The following is an 18,166-nucleotide window of genomic DNA, read 5'->3' as shown; positions in this document are numbered from 1 at the left end:
AGCGGAACCGCATGGGCTCGACGCCTCGAGCGGCCTTCGCATCGCATCCTAGCCGATTACGCTGACAATACGCAAAAGAAGGACCAGTGACGATGCGTGACATCATGGGCATGATGGGCAAAGTGAAGGAAATGCAGGCCAAGATGGAGAAGATGCAGTCGGAAATCGCCGACATTCGCGTCGAAGGCAAGGCCGGCGGCGGCCTCGTCACCGTCACCGTCAACGGCAAGAGCCAGATGCTGGGCATCAAGATCGATCCGTCGCTCTTCAAGGAAGACGATGTCGAGATCCTCGAAGACCTGATCGTCGCCGCCAACAAGGATGCCCAGGACAAGGCCGAGGCGATCACCGCCGAAAAGACTCGCGAACTCACAGCCGGCCTGCCGATCCCGCCCGGTTTCAAGCTGCCGTTCTGAGACGGGCGCTCAGCAAGCACAATCAGCGGGCCGTCGCCTTGCGGATCAATTCGCGGCCGATCGGTTTCGCTGGCTCGTTTCGCAGCACCAGCGACGTCGTCACCGCGCCATGGCGGGCGATGGAATCGACGATGGTTTCAAGGTTAGCCGCTGTCGGCACCAGAACCTTGAGCAGGAAACAATCCTCACCCGTCAGCCGCAGGACCTCGATAACCTCGGGCATGTCCGAAAACTGCTTCAGGCAGGGCCGGATATGTTCATGCGTCGTGCGCAGCCGGATCACCGCCATCATGCCGAGGCCAACGGCGGCGGGATCGACCACGGCGCGGTAGCCTGATATGACGCCTCGCTCCTCCAGTCGCTTCAACCGCTCCGATGCCGCCGGCTGCGAAAGCCCGACGCGGCGACCGAGTTCCGATACCGAGATCCTTCCATCCTGCTGCAGGATCTCGATCATCGACATGTCAGTCGGATCCAACTCCTTCTCGACGCTTTCCATCTTTCACCTTCAATTCATCGGCTGGGGAAGATTTTATCCGATGGATTGCAATGTCAATTGCCAGAGCGGCATGTCAGTTTTTCTCCATCGAACAGCGAGAGAGGACAGAGATGAGCGACATCATCATGCTGCCGGGCCTTGGCGGCTCCGACGGAGATCATTGGCAAACCCTGTGGGAGCGGCAGGATCCGCACATACGACGATTCCAGCCATCGAGCTGGGACAGACCGATCCTTACGGACTGGATCACGGCGCTAGACCGCGAAATCGCCAGCTCGAAAACACCGCCGATCCTGCTCGCCCATAGCCTTGCCTGCCAGCTGATCGCCCATTGGGCGCCGGTCCAGAAAACGTCGATCCTTGGCGCCTTCCTTGTCGCGCCGCCGGATCCAACCGGCGAGGTCTATCTGACTGAGGCCGGCAGTTTTGCCAATCCGCCGCGGCAACGACTGCCGTTTCCGTCCATGCTCGTCACCAGCACCAACGATCCTTACGGCCCCTACGATTACTCCCGAGATAGTGCCGAAATCTGGGGCAGCGAGTTTGTAAGTGTCGGGCCACTCGGTCACATCAATTTCGCATCCGGACTGGGCGATTGGCCTGATGGCAAGGCGCTCTTTGAGCGATTTCGCGCGCAGCTCGGCTAAAGGCTAAATCGGGAATTTGGAAAACGGCAGCCAGGGTGCTATTTCTGGCGTCTTCCAGAAATCCTCTGGCTTGCCCGATCGGAGAGAATGCGATGAGCCTGTCGATGCTGCTTATTTTTTCCGGTGCACTGTTCATCGCGGCTGGATCGCCGGGGCCGAACATCGCAGCACTTGTGGCACGCGTGCTCACCAAAGGCGCCCGCAATGTCTTGCCCTTTCTCTCCGGCATGTGGCTCGGCGAGGCGATTTGGCTGACCTGCGCCGTTGCGGGCCTGGCAACCGTCGCCGAAACCTTCCATTGGGCCTTCGTGGTCATCAAATGGCTCGGTGTCGCCTATCTTCTCTACCTCGCCTGGAAGATGTGGTTTGCGGCTTCGGATACGGCAGAAGAACAACTGCCGGACGAACAATCATCGGCGCGACTTTTCATCGCCGGCTTCACCGTCACCATGGGCAATCCGAAGATCATGGTGTTCTATGTGGCGCTGCTGCCCTCGATCATCGATCTTCACGCCGTCACGCTTTCCGGATGGGCCGAGCTGGTGGCGACGATGTTCGTGGTGCTTGTTGTCATCGACCTTTCCTGGGCGATGCTTGCGGCGAAGGCGAGAACCTTCCTCAAGAGCCGCCGCGCCGTGCGCATCGCCAATCGCACCAGCGCCGCCACCATGGCGGGCGCTGCCGTAGCGATTGCTATGCGGTGAGCCTAAAGCTCGCCCTCAAGCACAGTTCGCAGCTTATAGTGAATAGGCGCTGCCAGATAACGCGCCCGATCTTCCGGCGATAGCCGCTTGCCAAACGTCGCCATCATTTCCGGCATGGAAACAGGGACACCTGCATAGGGAACGTAGGTCACGGCATTGCCTGCCGTAGCGATCCCGGCCTGCAGGACACGGCAATAGATGCCGGGACGCCCGGCGCGGGTATAGCGTTTCACGAATTTGGGATCGCCCATCTTCGCGGCAAAGGTGGCGCAAGGAATGCGGGCCGACGTGACCTCCAGAACAAGATCGCCGGCTATAAACCTGTCGCCGACGGCAACCTCGCAATTATCCAGCCCGTGGATGACAAGATTTTCACCGAAGGTGCCGGGTTGAAGAGCATGTCCCAATTCCCTAGCCCACCAGTCCAGCGTCAGCGATCCCTCGACATAGACGGCCTGGTCGCGGCCGCCATGATGCCGGCGATCGCAGATCGCGTCGCCGATCAGACCCTCCGTATCAATCATGACGCCACCCCCCACGGCATGCTTGTTGATGCCGGTCTTGCTTTTCCTGCCGGGAAGTGTTTCGGCGGTTCCGGTGCAAACGGCCAGAATTTTCATCGGCCAATCATCCCTTCCGTGATTCCGTTCCTTGAGCTTATGGGCTAAAAGCCTCCCATGGCAAAGCGAGTCACCGGCCCCGAAATCGAAAAACTCATCCAGCTTCTGGCGAAGGTGCCCGGGCTTGGGCCTCGCTCGGCGCGGCGCGCGGCTCTGCATCTGATCAAGAAGAAGGACCAGCTGCTCGGGCCGCTTTCCCACGCCATGGGCGAAGCCTATGACAAAGTGAAGATCTGCTCGCGCTGCGGCAATGTCGATACCGTCGATCCCTGCACCGTGTGCACCGACGACCACCGCGACCAGTCCGTCATCATCGTCGTCGAGGATGTGTCCGATCTCTGGGCGCTGGAGCGGGCCGGCGCGATGAATGCCGCCTACCATGTGCTCGGCGGCGTGCTATCGCCGCTCGATGGCGTCGGCCCAGACGATCTCAATATTCGCGGACTGATCGCGCGGGTCGGCGAAGGCGGCGTCCGCGAGATCATCATCGCCGTCAACGCCACGGTGGAAGGCCAAACCACAGCACACTATATAACCGACCAGCTTGCCGGTCTTGAGATCAAGATCACCCGGCTGGCCCATGGGGTGCCGGTCGGAGGCGAGCTCGATTATCTCGACGAAGGCACGCTGACGGCGGCACTGCGGGCGCGGACGGCGATTTGAGGAGAGGCAGAGCATGAGGAGAGTGCGCACCCCCCTCTGTCACTTCGTGACATCTCCCCCACAAGGGGGGAGATTGGTAACTCGCAGCGCTATCTTCGCCAAACAATCAGCTGCTTCATCCGCAGAAACTTCGGACCGTCGACATGGCATGAAGCGCGCCGCTCACAATCTCCCCCCTTGTGAGGGAGATGTCCCGAAAGGGACAGAGGGGGGTATCGCGCGACATATTCTGCGGCTGCTTATCCTCCTCCTAACCCTCCTCCCCCTGCCCGCGCTCGCCGCCTCGAAGGCCGATGTCGAAGCGCAGTTCCAGAGCTGGCTGCAGAAGGATCTCTGGCCCGAAGCGCAAAAGGACGGGATATCCGAAAAGACCTTCCGCGCCGCCTTTGCCGGTATCACGCTGAACTGGGACCTGCCGGATCTCGTGCCGCCGGGCTTTCCCAAACCCCAGGAGCAGAAGCAGACGCAGGCCGAATTCTCCTCGCCCGCTCCCTATTTCAACGAGGCGCGGCTGCAAAAGCTGGCGGCCACGGGACGGAGCCTCGTTTCGCAATACGGCCCGGTGCTGCGGCGGATCGAGAAGACCTATGGCGTGCCGGGGCCGATCCTGCTGGCCATCTGGGGACGCGAGACCGGCTTCGGCGCCGCCAAGCTGCCGAATTCGGCGGTCCAGGTGCTGGCGACAAAAGCCTTCATGTCGACCCGCAAGGACATGTTCCGCACCGAGATTATCGCGGCATTGCGCATCCTCGACCACGGCGACGTCACGCCCGATCAGTTCATGGGGTCCTGGGCCGGCGCGCTCGGCCAGCCGCAGTTCATGCCGACCAGCTATTTGAAATATGCCGTCGATTTCGACGGTGACGGCCATCGCAACATCTGGACTTCGGTGCCGGACACGCTGGCATCCATAGCCAACTATCTTGTTCAGAAAGGCTGGCAGCGTGGTCGCAGCTGGGGCTATGAGGTCACCATTCCGCAAGCCGTTTCCTGCGCCCAGGAAGGGCCCGATCTCGCCAAGCCGATCTCGCACTGGGCGTCGCTCGGGATATCAAGGGTTTCCGGCAAGGCATTTCCATCAGACGAATTGCGCGCCAGCGGCATGATGCTGGTGCCGGCCGGCCGCGACGGGCCGGAGTTCATCGTCACGCCGAATTTCTACGTCATCAAGGAATACAACAACTCCGATCTCTACGGCATTTACATCGGCAACCTCGCCGACCGGATCGCCGCCGGCAGCGGCGCCTTCCAGGGCCAATGGGGCGATGTCGGCAAGATGCTGCGCTCCGATGTCGCCGGCATGCAGAAGACTTTGGAGCGCAAGGGCTACGATGTCGGCGGCACGGATGGCCTGCCCGGCTACAAGACGAGACGGTCGATCGGCCAATGGCAGGAAAAGAGCGGCATGAAGCCCACCTGCTATCCCGACAGTTCGATGCTCGGCGTACTGAAATAGGCAGCCGAGCAGGTTTCGGCGCGAAAGCCTTGCAATTTGCCGGAAACGGGCTTATATCCGCATTCAAATTCTTGATCGTGTGATGAAGAGTGGGCCGCAAGGACCCGCTCTTTTTTATTAGCTCGATCTCCCAAATGCAGCACCCTGCAGGAGTGAACGCTTGTCGGAAGTGACAAACGCAGACAGTACCAATGAACCGCGCCTGATTGTCGAAACCGGCCTTGACCAGCGCGTCGCCGCCATCATCGAGCCCGTGATCGTCGGCATGGGCTTCCGCCTGGTGCGCGTGCGCCTCCTGAACCAGAACGGCCTGACGTTGCAGGTGATGGCCGAGCGCAACGACGGCACCATGACCGTTCAGGATTGCGAAGAAGTCTCGACGGCGATTTCGCCCGTGCTTGATGTGGAAGATCCCGTCGATAAGGCGTATCATCTGGAAGTGTCTTCGCCCGGCATCGACCGGCCGATGGTGCGCAAGTCGGATTTCCGCCGCTGGATCGGCCATATCGTCAAGTGCGAGACCTCGATCCTGGTTGATAACCGCAAGCGCTTTCGCGGCAAGATCGCCGACATCAATGACGATGGTTTCACGATCGAACGCGACCAGGTTGCCTATGGCGAGGAACCGAAGGTGACCATTCCGTTCAGCACGCTGGCCGAGGCCAAGCTGATCCTGACGGACGATCTCATCCGCGACGCGCTGCGCGCCGACAAGCTGGCGAAAGCCGAGGCAGCGAACCAGAACGAAGCGGACGACGAAGAAGAATAATCGATCAACGAACCGCCTGACGGAACGGGAACCCAAGGGCAGGAAGACGGAGACTAAAAACAATGGCAGTCAGTGCGAACCGGCTAGAACTTCTGCAGATCGCAGATGCAGTGGCGCGCGAAAAGGTCATCGACCGCGAGATCGTGCTTGCCGCAATGGCAGACGCGATCCAGAAGGCCGCGCGCTCGCGTTACGGCTCGGAGTCGAACATCCGCGCCGACATCAACCCGAAGACCGGCGAAATCCGGCTGCAGCGCCTGCTCGAAGTTGTCGAGAAGGCCGAGGACTATTCCACGCAGATCCCGCTGGAACTGGCCCGCGACCGCAACCCGGACGCAGCGCTTGGCGATTTCATCGCCGATCCGCTGCCGCCGATGGATTTCGGCCGCATCGCCGCCCAGTCGGCCAAGCAGGTCATCGTGCAGAAGGTGCGCGAAGCCGAGCGTGACCGTCAGTTCGACGAATTCAAGGATCGCGTCGGCGAAATCGTCAACGGTACGGTCAAGCGCGTCGAATACGGCAACGTCATCGTCGACCTCGGCCGCGGCGAAGGCATCATCCGTCGCGACGAGATGATCCCGCGCGAGAACTTCCGCTACGGCGACCGCGTCCGCGCCTATGTCTACGACGTTCGCCGCGAGCAGCGCGGTCCGCAGATCTTCCTGTCACGCACGCATCCGCAGTTCATGGTCAAGCTCTTCACCATGGAAGTGCCCGAAATCTATGACGGCATCATCCAGGTGAAATCGGTTGCCCGCGACCCGGGCTCGCGCGCCAAGATCGCCGTCATTTCGAACGACTCGTCGATCGATCCGGTCGGCGCCTGCGTCGGTATGCGCGGTTCGCGCGTCCAGGCTGTCGTCGGCGAACTGCAGGGCGAAAAGATCGACATCATTCCGTGGTCCAACGAGCCGGCGAATTTCGTCGTCAATGCGTTGCAGCCGGCTGAAGTCTCCAAGGTCGTTCTTGATGAGGACGCCGAGCGCATCGAAGTCGTGGTTCCGGACGAACAGCTGTCGCTGGCCATTGGCCGCCGCGGCCAGAACGTTCGCCTTGCTTCGCAGCTGACCGGCTGGGACATCGACATAATGACGGAAGCCGAGGAATCGGAACGCCGTCAGAAGGAATTCAACGAGCGCACCAACCTGTTCATGGACGCGCTCGATGTCGACGAGATGGTCGGCCAGGTTCTGGCCTCCGAAGGCTTTGCCGCCGTCGAGGAGCTGGCTTACGTCGAACTCGACGAAATCGCCTCCATCGACGGTTTCGACGAAGAAACCGCCCAGGAAATCCAGCAGCGTGCCCGCGAATATCTGGAGCGCCTGGAAGCCGAAATGGATGAGAAGCGCAAAGCACTCGGCGTATCCGACGAGCTGCGCCAGATCAACGGCATGACCGCGCAGATGATGGTCGCCCTCGGCGAGGACGGCATCAAGACGATCGAGGACTTCGCCGGCTGCGCCGCCGACGACCTCGTCGGCTGGAGCGAACGCAAGAATGGCGAGACGAAGAAGTTCGAAGGCCTGTTCTCCAAGCTCGAAGTCTCGCGCGTCGAGGCCGAGCAGATGATCGTGCAGGCTCGCCTGTCGGCTGGCTGGATCACCGAGGCCGATCTCGCCACTGAGACCGAAGAGGTCGCCGCGGAGGATGAAGCCGAGCAAGAAGCATGACGATCACCGAGGGGCCGATCGCACCGCCTGAAGACGAAGATCTCGGGGGTGACGGCGCAAACGGCCGCATGTGCATCGTAACACGCGAAAGCGGATCGCCCGACGAGTTGATCCGCTTCGTAGCCGCTCCTGACGGGACCGTTGTTCCCGATCTGAAGCGGCAGCTGCCAGGACGCGGCTGCTGGGTCAAGCTTGACCGGGCACTCGTGGACAAGGCGGTGGCGAAGAAATTGTTTTCTCGCGCCTTGAAGGCGGAGGTGACGGCACCGAGCGATCTCGGCGCCATCGTCGACCGCCTTCTTGTGGCGCAGCTTGCCGGGATGATGCACATGGCGCGCAAAGCGAGCCAGTTCGTCAATGGCTCGTCAAAGGTCGATGGCTCCGTTCGCAACGGTTCGGCACTCGCCGTGTTCCATGCGATCGATGCCGCCGCCGACGGCGTCCGCAAGATCGACCAGGCGAGAAAGGCCTGGCATCTCGGCATGGAGACCGAAAAGGAAATACCGTCATTCCGTGTCTTCACGGAGGCGGAAATGGAAGAACTGATGGGCCAGAATGCTTTTATCCATGCCGCAGCGCTTGCAGGGCGGGCGGGTGAAGGTGTAGTGAAGCGCGCAAACCTGCTCGAACGGTACCGCAACGGCGGTCAGTCCCGGGCAACGGGCGGCGCTGGCCGGCGAAAACAATGACGCGGTCACCGGCCTCTGCCGGACGCCTCATTAAGGTACATGCATTGAACGACAGGGTCTGACGGACGTTTCCGAGCCCTGTCCGAAGGAACGGGAACGGAATGACCGACAATCAAGACGACAAGACGCTGAGTGTTTCGGGTAAGAAGACCCTCACCCTGAAGCCTTCAGGCGTAAACCAGGGCACCGTGCGCCAGGACATGGGCCGCGGTCGCACCAAGGCGGTCGTGGTTGAGACCCGCAAGCGCCGCCCCCTACGCCCCGAAGACGAAAAGCCGATCGTTGCTTCGACGACGGCTGCCGCAACGCCATCCGTGACGCGCGTCGCGGAACCGACGCCGCAGCCGCCGCGCCCGCCGCAGCCAGCTCCGCGCATTCATCAGCCCGGTGGCCAGCAACAGCGGCCGGGACAGCCCAACCAGAGCTATCAGCAGCGGCCGCAGCAGGAACGCTCGTCGCGACCGGTGGTTCTGAACCATCTGTCTGCCGATGAAATGGACGCGCGCCGTCGCGCACTCGCCGACGCCCAGGCCCGCGATGCCGCGGATGCGGTGCGCCGCGCCGAGGAAGAAGCTGCCCGTCGCATCGTAGAGCAGGCCGAAGCCGCCCGCCGCGCTGAAGAAGAGGCTGCCCGTGCCGTAGAGACAAAGGTCGAAACGCCCGCACCGGTGGAAGCACCGAAGCCGGACGTGCAGCCGGCCGCAGCCGCGGCTCCTGTCGTTGCTCGTCGCCCGGATGCGGCTCCGCAGCCTGCGCGCCCCGGCGCTCTGCCCGTGGAAGCACCGGCCAACCGCCGTCGGGTCAATGAAGAAGAAACTGATCGCGGCCCGCCGCGTGGTGGCGCTCCGGCGCGCGGCAAGGTCACGCGCCCTGAGCCGGCAAAGCCGGTCACCACGCGTCCGAAGACCGACGAAGAACGCCGCCGCGGCAAGCTGACGGTAACGACGGCCAATGTCGACGAAGACGGCAGCGCTCGCGGCCGCTCGCTTTCGGCCATGCGCCGCCGCCAGGAAAAGTTCCGCCGCAGCCAGATGCAGGAAACGCGCGAAAAGATTTCGCGTGAAGTCGTGCTGCCGGAAACCATCACCATCCAGGAACTGTCGCAGCGCATGTCCGAACGCGCCGTCGATGTCATCAAGTTCCTGATGAAGGACGGCCAGATGCTGAAGCCGGGCGACGTCATCGACGCCGATCTGGCCGAGCTGATCGCCAACGAATTCGGCCATACGGTCAAGCGCGTTTCGGAATCCGACGTCGAACACGGCATCTTCAACGTTGCCGACGAAGACGGCGAACTGGTTTCCCGTCCGCCTGTCGTCACCATCATGGGTCACGTCGACCACGGCAAGACCTCGCTGCTCGACGCCATCCGCCATGCCAACGTGGTAAGCGGTGAAGCCGGTGGCATCACCCAGCATATCGGTGCCTATCAGGTCGAACAGAATGGCCAGAAGATCACCTTCATCGACACACCCGGTCACGCAGCCTTCACGGCAATGCGTGCTCGCGGCGCTCAAGCGACCGACATCGCCATCCTGGTCGTTGCGGCCGACGATAGCGTGATGCCGCAGACGATCGAATCGATCAGCCACGCCAAGGCGGCGGGTGTTCCGATCATCGTAGCGATCAACAAGATCGACAAGCATGAGGCCAACCCACAGAAGGTCCGTATGGAACTGCTGCAGCACGAAGTCTTCGTCGAATCCATGGGCGGTGAAGTGCTCGACGTGGAAGTCTCCGCGAAGAACCGCACGAACCTCGACAAGCTGCTCGAAGCCATCCTGCTGCAGGCGGAAATCCTTGATCTCAAGGCCAATCCGAACCGCACGGCGGAAGGCACTGTTATAGAAGCCCAGCTCGATCGCGGTCGCGGCTCGGTTGCGACAGTCCTCATCCAGAAGGGCACGTTGCGCCCCGGCCAGATCGTCGTTGCAGGCGATCAGTGGGGTCGCGTGCGTGCGCTGGTCAACGACAAGGGCGAGCACGTCAAGGAAGCCGGCCCGGCCATGCCGGTTGAGGTCCTCGGTCTTTCCGGCGCACCGCAGGCCGGCGACAAGTTCGCCGTCGTTGAAAACGAAAGCCGCGCCCGCGAAATCTCCGAATATCGCCAGCGTCTCACCCGCGACAAGGCGGCTGCCCGCCAGTCCGTCCAGCGCGGTTCGCTGGAACAGATGATGATGACGCTGCAGGCCACGGGCACCAAGGAGTTCCCGCTGGTCATCAAGGGCGACGTGCAGGGCTCGATCGAAGCCATTACCGGCGCGCTGGACAAGCTCGGCACCGACGAGGTTCGCGCCCGCATCGTCCATTCGGGCGTCGGCGGCGTGACCGAATCCGATATTTCGCTGGCCGGAGCTTCCGACGCGGCGATCATCGGCTTCAACGTCCGCGCCAATGCACAGGCTCGCACGCTCGCCGAGCGCGAAGGCATCGAAATCCGCTACTACAACATCATCTACGACCTGGTGGATGACGTGAAGGCAGCGATGTCGGGCCTCTTGTCTCCGGAGCGCCGCGAAACCTTCCTCGGCAATGCCGAGATCCTCGAGGTGTTCAACATCACGAAGGTTGGCAAGGTCGCGGGTTGCCGCGTCACCGAAGGCAAGGTCGAACGTGGTGTCGGTGTCCGCCTGGTGCGCGACAACGTCGTCATCCACGAAGGCAAGCTCAAGACGCTCAAGCGCTTCAAGGACGAAGTGTCGGAAGTCAATGTCGGCCAGGAATGCGGTATGGCCTTCGAAAACTACGAAGACATCCGCGCAGGCGATACGATCGAATGCTTCCGCGTCGAGCACATCACCCGCACGCTGTAAGCGGCCTTCCTATTGGCTAGATATCAAAACCGCCGGTCATCGCCGGCGGTTTTTTATTGGGTTCGAAGTGGCTGGAGAAAGGCGCGCCGCTCATGACGACAACGTCTGCAGACAACGACCGGATCGTCGTTTCCTATGTTCGTCAGCCGGACGAGCATATCGCGGTCATGCGACGGGCGGGACGCCGTCTTGCAGCACGCCGCCCTGCCAATGCTTACGATAGATGGGGCTTGCTCCCATTGTGGGCGATCGGCGGCGGCGCCGGTCTGGCCGGTCTTTTCCACGTTCTGCGCGCTTACCTCTTCGTTCCGGTTTTCGGGATATCGCCGTCCGTCGACGAAGGCGAGATGATGATGATCTGGCTCGTTCCGACCCTGATCGTCTATGTGCTGATCGTCCTCTATTCTCGCTGGCTGACACGGAGACGCCTGGCGGCGATGCGGTCGCGCATCCGCCCGGACATCACCATTACCGTGACGATGACACCCGAGGGCGCATCGTGGAACTCGGCACACACATCGATGTGGCTCGCCTGGAGCGAGATCACCAATATCGGCCGTCGCGACGGCCGGATCGAATTCGATCTCGAAGCCTTCGTCACCTATATCCCCGTATCCGCGTTCTCCAATCAAGGGGAGCAGGATGCCGCACTCCGGCGGATTCTGGGCTTCTGGAAGGCAGAACGCGCCATCCAGCCTTGACCTTTGCGCCGGATCGAGTCATGTGACCCGCTTTATAGCGTCCAAGGGACGCTGCTAACGGAAAAACCATGACCAGACCAACTTCTTCCGCGCCCTCGCAGCGTATGCTTCGCGTCGGCGAACAAGTGCGCGCCGCGATCACGCAGGTTCTGCAGCGCGGCGAAGTGCGCGACGACCTGATCGAGCGCACCGTGATCTCCATTTCCGAAGTGCGCATGTCGCCGGATCTGAAGATCGCCACCGCCTATGTGACGCCGCTCGGCGTTGCCGACCATGACATCATCATCGACACGCTCAATCGTCATTCGAAATACATCCGCGGCCGTCTCGGGCCGCTGCTTCGGCAGATGAAATACATGCCGGAAGTCCGCTTCCGCGACGATACCAGCTTCGACAACTACAAGAAGATCGATGCGCTGCTGCGCTCGCCGGAGGTCCAGCGCGATCTCGATGACGGCGATGCCGACACCGATACCGACAAAAACCGATAACAGAGACAGAGAATGTCCAAACCACGCAAGCCCAAGGGCCGCCCGATTTCGGGCTGGCTCATCCTCGACAAGCCGGTGGATTTCGGCTCGACAGAAGCCGTTTCCAAGATCAAGTGGCTTTTCAAGGCGCAGAAGGCGGGCCATGCCGGCACGCTCGATCCGCTTGCCTCCGGCATGTTGCCGATCGCGCTCGGCGACGCCACCAAGACGGTCCCCTACGTCATGGACGGCCGCAAGATCTATGAATTCACCGTCACCTGGGGCGAAGAGCGCGCCACCGACGATCTCGAAGGCGACGTGACGCAGACGTCAGACAAGCGCCCGGGCGAAGAAGACATCCGCGCGCTGCTGCCGCAATATACCGGCGTCATCAACCAGATCCCGCCGCAGTTCTCGGCCATCAAGATCGCCGGCGAACGCGCCTACGACCTCGCCCGTGACGGCGAGACGGTCGATATCCCCTCGCGCGAAGTGGAGATCTTCCGCCTGACGCTGCTTGCCTGCCCAGATGCCAATACGGCGCATTTCGAGGTGGAGTGCGGCAAGGGCACCTATGTCCGGGCGCTTGCCCGCGATTTCGGCCGCGATCTCGGTTGCTACGGCCATATTTCCAGCCTGCGCCGCAGCTTCGTTGCCCCCTTTGCGGAGGAGGCGATGGTGCCGCTCGCCAATCTCGTGGCGCTCGAGGCGATCGAGGATGCCGACGAGCGGCTGGCGGCCCTCGACGCGCTGCTGATCGACACGGCCGAAGCCCTGTCGTCGCTGCCGCACCTCGTCATCAACGATGATCAGGCGCACCGTTTGAAGATGGGCAATCCTATTCTGGTACGCGGCCGCGATGCGCCGGTCGCCGAAACGGAGGCCTATGCCACCGCGCGCGGCAAGCTGATCGCCATCGGCGAGATCGGTGAGGGGGAATTCCGACCGAAGCGGGTGTTCGTGTAAGCACCGCCTTCTCCCGGCCGGGAGAAGGAAAAATCGCGGCTCTTCCCTTTGCATGTCAAATGGTCTATAGGCAGCGCCAGCATCGGGCCTGCCCGATTGCATTCGCGGCCAATGCTGGACGACATCCCGGCTTTTGGCGACTTTAATTTCCTCTCATAGAAAGGACTATCCGATGTCGATCACTGCTGAGCGCAAGGCTGCGCTGATCAAGGAATATGCTACCGTCGAAGGCGACACCGGTTCTCCGGAAGTCCAGGTTGCTATCCTGACCGAGCGCATCAACAATCTCACAGGCCACTTCAAGGACCACAAGAAGGACAACCACTCCCGTCGTGGACTCCTGACGATGGTTTCCAGCCGGCGCTCGCTTCTTGACTATCTCAAGAAGAAGGATGAAGGCCGTTATACCAAGCTGATCACCAGCCTCGGTATCCGTCGCTAATCGAATTTCCGGCGGGCGTTCTCGTGAACGTCCGCCGGATGCTTATGAAGGGTATGAACCCTTAAGACGAGTTTCCCTAGCGCCTTGTGTTTGCGCGATGTGAAACCGCCGGCAGGCCGGATGGGCCGGTCCTGCCAACAACAACCGTTGACCTGTCATGGGGCAGGATTGCCGGATGCTTTCAGCCGAGGCTTCGCGCTTCGGCCGATCTTCGAAAGCCTCTCGTTGTCTTGCCCGTGATGCGTCACATTTCGTGCGGTCGAAGATGCGCCTTGCCGAACTCATTGGCGACGGCGCCTTTTCCCGCACTATGCAAGGACAAGATATGTTCGATATCCATACCGTCGAAATCGAGTGGGCCGGTCGCCCGCTGAAGCTCGAAACCGGCAAGATCGCCCGCCAGGCCGATGGCGCTGTCATGGCAACCTACGGCGAGACCGTAGTGCTCGCCACCGTCGTTTCCGCCAAGTCGCCGAAGCCGGGCCAGGATTTCTTCCCGCTCACCGTCAACTACCAGGAAAAGACCTACGCAGCCGGCAAGATCCCCGGCGGCTATTTCAAGCGCGAAGGACGTCCGAGCGAAAAGGAAACCCTGGTTTCCCGCCTGATCGACCGCCCGATCCGCCCACTCTTCCCGGAAGGCTACAAGAACGATACCCAGGTCGTCGTCACCGTCATCCAGCATGACCTCGAAAACGATCCCGATATCCTTTCGATGGTTGCCACCTCGGCTGCCCTGACGCTGTCGGGCGTTCCGTTCATGGGCCCGGTCGGCGGCGCTCGCGTCGGTTACATCAACGGCGAATACGTGCTCAACCCGCATCTCGACGAGATGGACGAATCCAGCCTCGACCTCGTCGTCGCCGGCACGCAGGACGCCGTGCTGATGGTTGAATCCGAAGCCAAGGAACTCTCCGAAGACGTCATGCTCGGCGCCGTCATGTTCGGTCATCGCGGCTTCCAGCCCGTCATCGACGCGATCATCAAGCTCGCTGAAGTCGCGGCCAAAGAACCGCGCGATTTCACGCCGGAAGATCATTCCGAACTCGAAGCCGAAATGCTCGGCATCGCCGAAGCCGAACTGCGCACCGCCTACAAGAACACGCAGAAGGCTGAGCGCTACGCTGCCGTCGACGCCGTCAAGGCCAAGGTCAAGGCACACTTCTTCCCGGAAGGCGTCGAGCCGAAGTATTCGGCCGAAGTCATCGGCGCCGTCTTCAAGCACCTGCAGGCCAAGATCGTTCGCTGGAACATCCTCGACACGTCAAGCCGTATCGACGGCCGCGACCTGTCGACCGTTCGCCCGATCGTTTCGGAAGTCGGCCTTCTGCCGCGCACGCACGGTTCGGCGCTGTTTACCCGCGGTGAAACGCAGGCAATCGTCGTCGCCACGCTCGGCACCGGCGAAGACGAACAGTATGTCGACAGCCTGACGGGCATGTACAAGGAGCGCTTCCTGCTCCATTACAACTTCCCCCCCTACTCGGTTGGCGAAACCGGCCGCATGGGTTCCCCGGGTCGTCGCGAAATCGGTCACGGCAAGCTCGCATGGCGCGCTATCCGCCCGATGCTGCCGACGGCTGAACAGTTCCCCTACACGCTGCGCGTCGTCTCCGAGATCACCGAGTCCAACGGCTCGTCCTCGATGGCAACGGTTTGCGGCACCTCGCTCGCTCTGATGGACGCCGGCGTTCCGCTGGCCAAGCCGGTTGCCGGCATCGCCATGGGTCTGATCCTGGAAGGCGATCGCTTCGCCGTTCTCTCCGACATTCTCGGTGACGAAGACCACCTCGGCGACATGGACTTCAAGGTCGCCGGCACTGCCGACGGCATCACCTCGCTGCAGATGGACATCAAGATCGCCGGCATCACCGAAGAGATCATGAAGGTCGCTCTCGGCCAGGCACAGGGCGGTCGCACCCACATCCTCGGCGAAATGTCCAAGGCAATCACCGAAAGCCGTGGCCAGCTCGGCGAATTCGCACCGCGCATCGAAGTCATGAACATCCCGGTCGACAAGATCCGTGAAGTCATCGGCTCCGGCGGCAAGGTCATCCGCGAAATCGTCGAAAAGACCGGCGCCAAGATCAACATCGAAGACGACGGCACCGTCAAGATCGCCTCGTCTTCCGGCAAGGAAATCGAAGCGGCCCGCAAGTGGATCCACTCGATCGTCGCTGAGCCGGAAGTCGGCCAGATCTACGAAGGTACGGTTGTCAAAACAGCCGACTTCGGCGCCTTCGTCAACTTCTTCGGCGCCCGCGACGGCCTCGTCCACATCTCGCAGCTCGCTTCCGAGCGCGTGGCGAAGACGCAGGACGTCGTCAAGGAAGGCGACAAGGTCTGGGTCAAGCTGCTCGGCTTCGACGAGCGCGGCAAGGTTCGCCTGTCCATGAAGGTCGTCGACCAGGCGACCGGCCAGGAACTCGCCGCCGACAAGAAGAAGGATGACGCGGCCGAATAAGCCGCGCCTTCATTCACGTTCCGGGGCGCGGAATTCGTTTCCGCGCCCTTTTTATATTATTGCTGTCGGCCTGGCCCGCTTTCGCTGAAACTATGTGCCTGGCCCCTCACCCTAGCCCTCTCCCCGCACAGGCGGGGAGAGGGGATGCGACCGCGCTCGATCATCCTCTCTTCCAAGCTGAGGCATCTTGTCTTGCTCTGTCGTCCCCTCTCCCCGTTTCAACGGGGAGAGGGCTAGGGTGAGGGGCAAGCCTGGAATACGACGATGGCGCACATGTCCGACAATCGAAACCCATTTCCCAAGACGAGACCACGCCCCATGAGCCGCGACGCCCTGAAGACCCTGTTCCACCCCTTTGCCTCGGGCACTGTTGACGCGCCCGGCGAGGATAAGCGGATCCTGTTTCTCGCAGCCGAGGCCGGCTTTTCGCTGCCGGACGGATTTACCGCCGAACTTTCCGCCGTCCAGGGCTTCCGCCCCTTCTATCGCCAGCTGCAGGCGCAGCGGATCAACGTGACGCCGGAGATCGAAGGCGGCGACTATGACGGCGCGCTGGTCCTTTGCGGCAAGCACAAGGGCGAAAACGAAGATCATATCGCCGAAGCGCTTTCGCGCGTTAGGGAAGGTGGCCTCATCGTCGTTGCCGGCGGCAAGGAAGACGGCATTCAGCCGCTGCGCAAGCGCATGGAGGGCTTCGGCCTCGCGGTCGAGTACATGCCGAAATATCACGGTGTCGCCTTCTGGTTCGCGCGCCCCGCCGACATCAAGGCGATGACGGCGCAGCTTGCGAAGCCGGCTACACGCGTCGACGACCGGTTCACGACGGCCCCCGGCATGTTCTCCCATGACCGGATCGATGCCGGTTCGGAACTGCTCGCCTCGCGCCTGCCGACCGACTTTACCGGCGACGCCGCCGATTTCGGCGCCGGCTGGGGTTATCTTTCCGTGGAACTTGCGACGAAGTCGCCGAGAAGCGCCCGCATCGACCTCTATGAGGCCCATTACGGCGCGCTGGAGGCTGCCCGTGCCAATCTGCTGGCAAATTGCCCGAAGGTCGCCCAGCGCTTCTTCTGGCACGATCTGGCGAGCGAGCCGGTCAAGGACAAGTACGACCTGATCATCATGAACCCGCCCTTCCATGAAGGCCACGCCGCCGAGCCTTCGCTCGGCCAGGCGATGATCAAGACAGCTGCCGCCTCCCTGCGCAGCGGTGGCCGCCTGATGCTGGTCGCCAATCGCGGCCTGCCCTATGAGCCGGTGCTGGCGGAAAGCTTCAAGGAGCATGGCGAGACCTGCCGCAATGCCCGCTTCAAGGTGCTCTGGGCGAAGAAATAAGCGGCGGATCGGACGTCAAATCCGGTGATAGACCTTATGCTCGACAAGATTTCGGAGCGTGACTTCATCATTCGATTTGGTGCCGATCCTCTGCATGAGCCAGAGTCGGTTCACCACAATGACAACTCGGCCTTTGCTCGAAAGTGCATAAGGGCGCTTCACGATATTGGTACACCCGAAGCCGCTGAGAAACTGTAAGCGCTGTTGCGGGACCGCGTTTCGGGCCTGAGCTCAAGCCAAAACGCCGGCATGGATCAAACGCGATCCAGGAACTCGAGCACTCGGATGGTGAGCAGCGCGGTTGCATCGGCGTCATATGACGGGAGCGAGCTGTCGGCGAAGTAGTGCTGATCGCCGGGGTACAGGAAAAGCTCCGCGTCCTCGACCTTCTCCACGATCTGGCGGGCGGCGTCGATGTCGCCCTCGCCGACGAAGATTGGGTCGTTGTCCATACCGTGAATCTGGACCGCGACGCCATCCGGCCAGGGTCCGAAGGCCCACTCGCCACTGATCGGCAGGCAAGAGTAGAAGAGCAGGGCTCCGCGGGCTCCGGGCCGTGTCTGTGCCAGCTTCTGCGCCGGCAGCACACCGAACGAGAACCCGGCATAGACGATCTCGGGAGGTAGTTCGTCGGCGAAGCGGACGCTGCGCTCCCGCATGTCATCGAATCCGATCTCACCGATATAGGCGAGACCCTCGTCGATGCTCTGGAACGTGCGTCCGTCGAACAGGTCCGGCGTGTGCACGGTGTGACCGGTGGCCCGCAAGTCGTCGGCGAAGGCGCGCACACCCGGGGTCAGCCCCTGTGCGTGGTGGAACAACAAGACCTCGGCCATAGGGAG

At 61.9% G+C, this 18,166-nt stretch carries 18 protein-coding genes; 15 read left to right on the top strand and 3 right to left on the bottom strand.

All coding sequences use genetic code 11. From position 1 onward, the window contains the following. Window positions 1–92: 92 nt before the first annotated feature. Window positions 93–416, top strand: coding sequence for a YbaB/EbfC family nucleoid-associated protein (locus tag JTP94_RS35105; RefSeq protein WP_034512767.1), 324 nt, complete (start codon window positions 93–95; stop codon window positions 414–416). 22 nt (window positions 417–438) lie between these two features. On the opposite strand, the gene JTP94_RS35100 is transcribed toward JTP94_RS35105, so the two are convergent. Beyond that, a complete protein-coding gene (locus JTP94_RS35100; RefSeq protein WP_204854942.1) occupies window positions 439–915 on the bottom strand; it encodes an Lrp/AsnC family transcriptional regulator in 477 nt (158 codons plus the stop codon). A gap of 110 nt (window positions 916–1,025) precedes the next feature. Between JTP94_RS35100 and JTP94_RS35095 the strand changes: the two genes are divergently transcribed. Both JTP94_RS35095 and JTP94_RS35090 read left to right on the top strand, forming a co-directional pair. After that, window positions 1,026–1,562, top strand: a complete 537-nt coding sequence (locus tag JTP94_RS35095) for an alpha/beta hydrolase (protein WP_204854941.1) — start codon at window positions 1,026–1,028, stop codon at window positions 1,560–1,562. A gap of 92 nt (window positions 1,563–1,654) precedes the next feature. Then, window positions 1,655–2,266 (top strand): LysE family translocator, encoded by a 612-nt coding sequence (locus JTP94_RS35090; protein WP_204854940.1) that lies wholly within the window; start codon window positions 1,655–1,657, stop codon window positions 2,264–2,266. A 2-nt stretch (window positions 2,267–2,268) separates the two neighbouring features. Here JTP94_RS35090 and JTP94_RS35085 read toward each other — a convergent pair whose 3' ends face one another. Continuing rightward, window positions 2,269–2,886 carry an MOSC domain-containing protein gene (locus tag JTP94_RS35085; protein ID WP_204854939.1) on the bottom strand — a complete coding sequence of 206 codons (618 nt, stop codon included), beginning with the start codon at window positions 2,884–2,886 and terminating at the stop codon, window positions 2,269–2,271. A 57-nt stretch (window positions 2,887–2,943) separates the two neighbouring features. Here JTP94_RS35085 and recR point away from each other — a divergent pair, with 57 nt between their 5' ends. The 12 genes from recR to JTP94_RS35025 all read left to right on the top strand — a co-directional run bounded on the left by recR (window position 2,944) and on the right by JTP94_RS35025 (window position 17,324). Then, window positions 2,944–3,549 carry a recombination mediator RecR gene (gene recR, locus JTP94_RS35080; protein WP_204854938.1) on the top strand — a complete coding sequence of 202 codons (606 nt, stop codon included), beginning with the start codon at window positions 2,944–2,946 and terminating at the stop codon, window positions 3,547–3,549. A 13-nt stretch (window positions 3,550–3,562) separates the two neighbouring features. Then, window positions 3,563–5,005, top strand: coding sequence for a lytic murein transglycosylase (locus tag JTP94_RS35075; protein ID WP_409456659.1), 1,443 nt, complete (start codon window positions 3,563–3,565; stop codon window positions 5,003–5,005). A 160-nt stretch (window positions 5,006–5,165) separates the two neighbouring features. After that, entirely contained in the window at window positions 5,166–5,774 is a 609-nt protein-coding gene (gene rimP / locus JTP94_RS35070) for a ribosome maturation factor RimP (protein WP_204854937.1), read from the top strand. A gap of 62 nt (window positions 5,775–5,836) precedes the next feature. Then, window positions 5,837–7,444, top strand: coding sequence for a transcription termination factor NusA (gene nusA / locus JTP94_RS35065; RefSeq protein ID WP_204854936.1), 1,608 nt, complete (start codon window positions 5,837–5,839; stop codon window positions 7,442–7,444). Beyond that, the gene (locus JTP94_RS35060; protein WP_204854935.1) at window positions 7,441–8,133 is read left to right on the top strand and encodes an RNA-binding protein; all 693 of its coding nucleotides are present in this window, start codon (window positions 7,441–7,443) and stop codon (window positions 8,131–8,133) included. Before nusA ends, JTP94_RS35060 begins: the two co-directional genes overlap by 4 nt. A 101-nt stretch (window positions 8,134–8,234) precedes the next feature. Beyond that, a complete protein-coding gene (gene infB, locus JTP94_RS35055) occupies window positions 8,235–10,946 on the top strand; it encodes a translation initiation factor IF-2 (RefSeq protein WP_204854934.1) in 2,712 nt (903 codons plus the stop codon). A 92-nt stretch (window positions 10,947–11,038) separates the two neighbouring features. Continuing rightward, on the top strand, window positions 11,039–11,647 hold the full coding sequence (locus JTP94_RS35050; protein ID WP_204854933.1) for a hypothetical protein: 609 nt from the start codon (window positions 11,039–11,041) through the stop codon (window positions 11,645–11,647). Between the two features lie 68 nt (window positions 11,648–11,715). Then, on the top strand, window positions 11,716–12,138 hold the full coding sequence (gene rbfA, locus JTP94_RS35045; protein ID WP_034512719.1) for a 30S ribosome-binding factor RbfA: 423 nt from the start codon (window positions 11,716–11,718) through the stop codon (window positions 12,136–12,138). A gap of 12 nt (window positions 12,139–12,150) precedes the next feature. Further along, complete coding sequence (gene truB / locus JTP94_RS35040) at window positions 12,151–13,083, top strand: tRNA pseudouridine(55) synthase TruB (RefSeq protein WP_204854932.1); 933 nt, start codon at window positions 12,151–12,153, stop codon at window positions 13,081–13,083. Window positions 13,084–13,255: 172 nt separating this feature from the next. After that, entirely contained in the window at window positions 13,256–13,525 is a 270-nt protein-coding gene (gene rpsO / locus JTP94_RS35035; RefSeq protein ID WP_034512717.1) for a 30S ribosomal protein S15, read from the top strand. A 325-nt stretch (window positions 13,526–13,850) separates the two neighbouring features. Next, entirely contained in the window at window positions 13,851–15,989 is a 2,139-nt protein-coding gene (pnp, locus tag JTP94_RS35030; protein WP_204854931.1) for a polyribonucleotide nucleotidyltransferase, read from the top strand. A gap of 318 nt (window positions 15,990–16,307) precedes the next feature. Beyond that, complete coding sequence (locus tag JTP94_RS35025) at window positions 16,308–17,324, top strand: class I SAM-dependent methyltransferase (protein ID WP_204854930.1); 1,017 nt, start codon at window positions 16,308–16,310, stop codon at window positions 17,322–17,324. A gap of 254 nt (window positions 17,325–17,578) precedes the next feature. Here the strand turns inward: JTP94_RS35025 and JTP94_RS35020 are convergent, their stop codons facing one another. Next, a complete protein-coding gene (locus tag JTP94_RS35020; RefSeq protein ID WP_204854929.1) occupies window positions 17,579–18,160 on the bottom strand; it encodes a dienelactone hydrolase family protein in 582 nt (193 codons plus the stop codon). Window positions 18,161–18,166: the final 6 nt, after the last annotated feature.

Origin of the sequence: Martinezella lusitana, assembly GCF_016901135.1 — a bacterium.
Taxonomy (GTDB): domain Bacteria; phylum Pseudomonadota; class Alphaproteobacteria; order Rhizobiales; family Rhizobiaceae; genus Rhizobium; species Rhizobium lusitanum_D.
This window is presented reverse-complemented; position numbering and strand designations above follow the sequence as displayed.

Bases quoted from the DNA above. Each gene is read 5' to 3' on its own strand.
- pnp (WP_204854931.1), top strand. From the start codon at position 13,851: ATGTTCGATATCCATACCGTCGAAATCGAGTGGGCCGGTCGCCCGCTG.
- JTP94_RS35025 (WP_204854930.1), top strand. From the start codon at position 16,308: ATGAGCCGCGACGCCCTGAAGACCCTGTTCCACCCCTTTGCCTCGGGC.
- nusA (WP_204854936.1), top strand. From the start codon at position 5,837: ATGGCAGTCAGTGCGAACCGGCTAGAACTTCTGCAGATCGCAGATGCA.
- infB (WP_204854934.1), top strand. From the start codon at position 8,235: ATGACCGACAATCAAGACGACAAGACGCTGAGTGTTTCGGGTAAGAAG.
- rpsO (WP_034512717.1), top strand. From the start codon at position 13,256: ATGTCGATCACTGCTGAGCGCAAGGCTGCGCTGATCAAGGAATATGCT.
- recR (WP_204854938.1), top strand. From the start codon at position 2,944: ATGGCAAAGCGAGTCACCGGCCCCGAAATCGAAAAACTCATCCAGCTT.
- JTP94_RS35020 (WP_204854929.1), bottom strand. From the start codon at position 18,160: ATGGCCGAGGTCTTGTTGTTCCACCACGCACAGGGGCTGACCCCGGGT.
- rbfA (WP_034512719.1), top strand. From the start codon at position 11,716: ATGACCAGACCAACTTCTTCCGCGCCCTCGCAGCGTATGCTTCGCGTC.
- JTP94_RS35105 (WP_034512767.1), top strand. From the start codon at position 93: ATGCGTGACATCATGGGCATGATGGGCAAAGTGAAGGAAATGCAGGCC.
- JTP94_RS35095 (WP_204854941.1), top strand. From the start codon at position 1,026: ATGAGCGACATCATCATGCTGCCGGGCCTTGGCGGCTCCGACGGAGAT.
- JTP94_RS35085 (WP_204854939.1), bottom strand. From the start codon at position 2,886: ATGAAAATTCTGGCCGTTTGCACCGGAACCGCCGAAACACTTCCCGGC.
- JTP94_RS35050 (WP_204854933.1), top strand. From the start codon at position 11,039: ATGACGACAACGTCTGCAGACAACGACCGGATCGTCGTTTCCTATGTT.
- truB (WP_204854932.1), top strand. From the start codon at position 12,151: ATGTCCAAACCACGCAAGCCCAAGGGCCGCCCGATTTCGGGCTGGCTC.
- JTP94_RS35060 (WP_204854935.1), top strand. From the start codon at position 7,441: ATGACGATCACCGAGGGGCCGATCGCACCGCCTGAAGACGAAGATCTC.
- JTP94_RS35090 (WP_204854940.1), top strand. From the start codon at position 1,655: ATGAGCCTGTCGATGCTGCTTATTTTTTCCGGTGCACTGTTCATCGCG.
- JTP94_RS35100 (WP_204854942.1), bottom strand. From the start codon at position 915: ATGGAAAGCGTCGAGAAGGAGTTGGATCCGACTGACATGTCGATGATC.
- JTP94_RS35075 (WP_409456659.1), top strand. From the start codon at position 3,563: ATGAGGAGAGTGCGCACCCCCCTCTGTCACTTCGTGACATCTCCCCCA.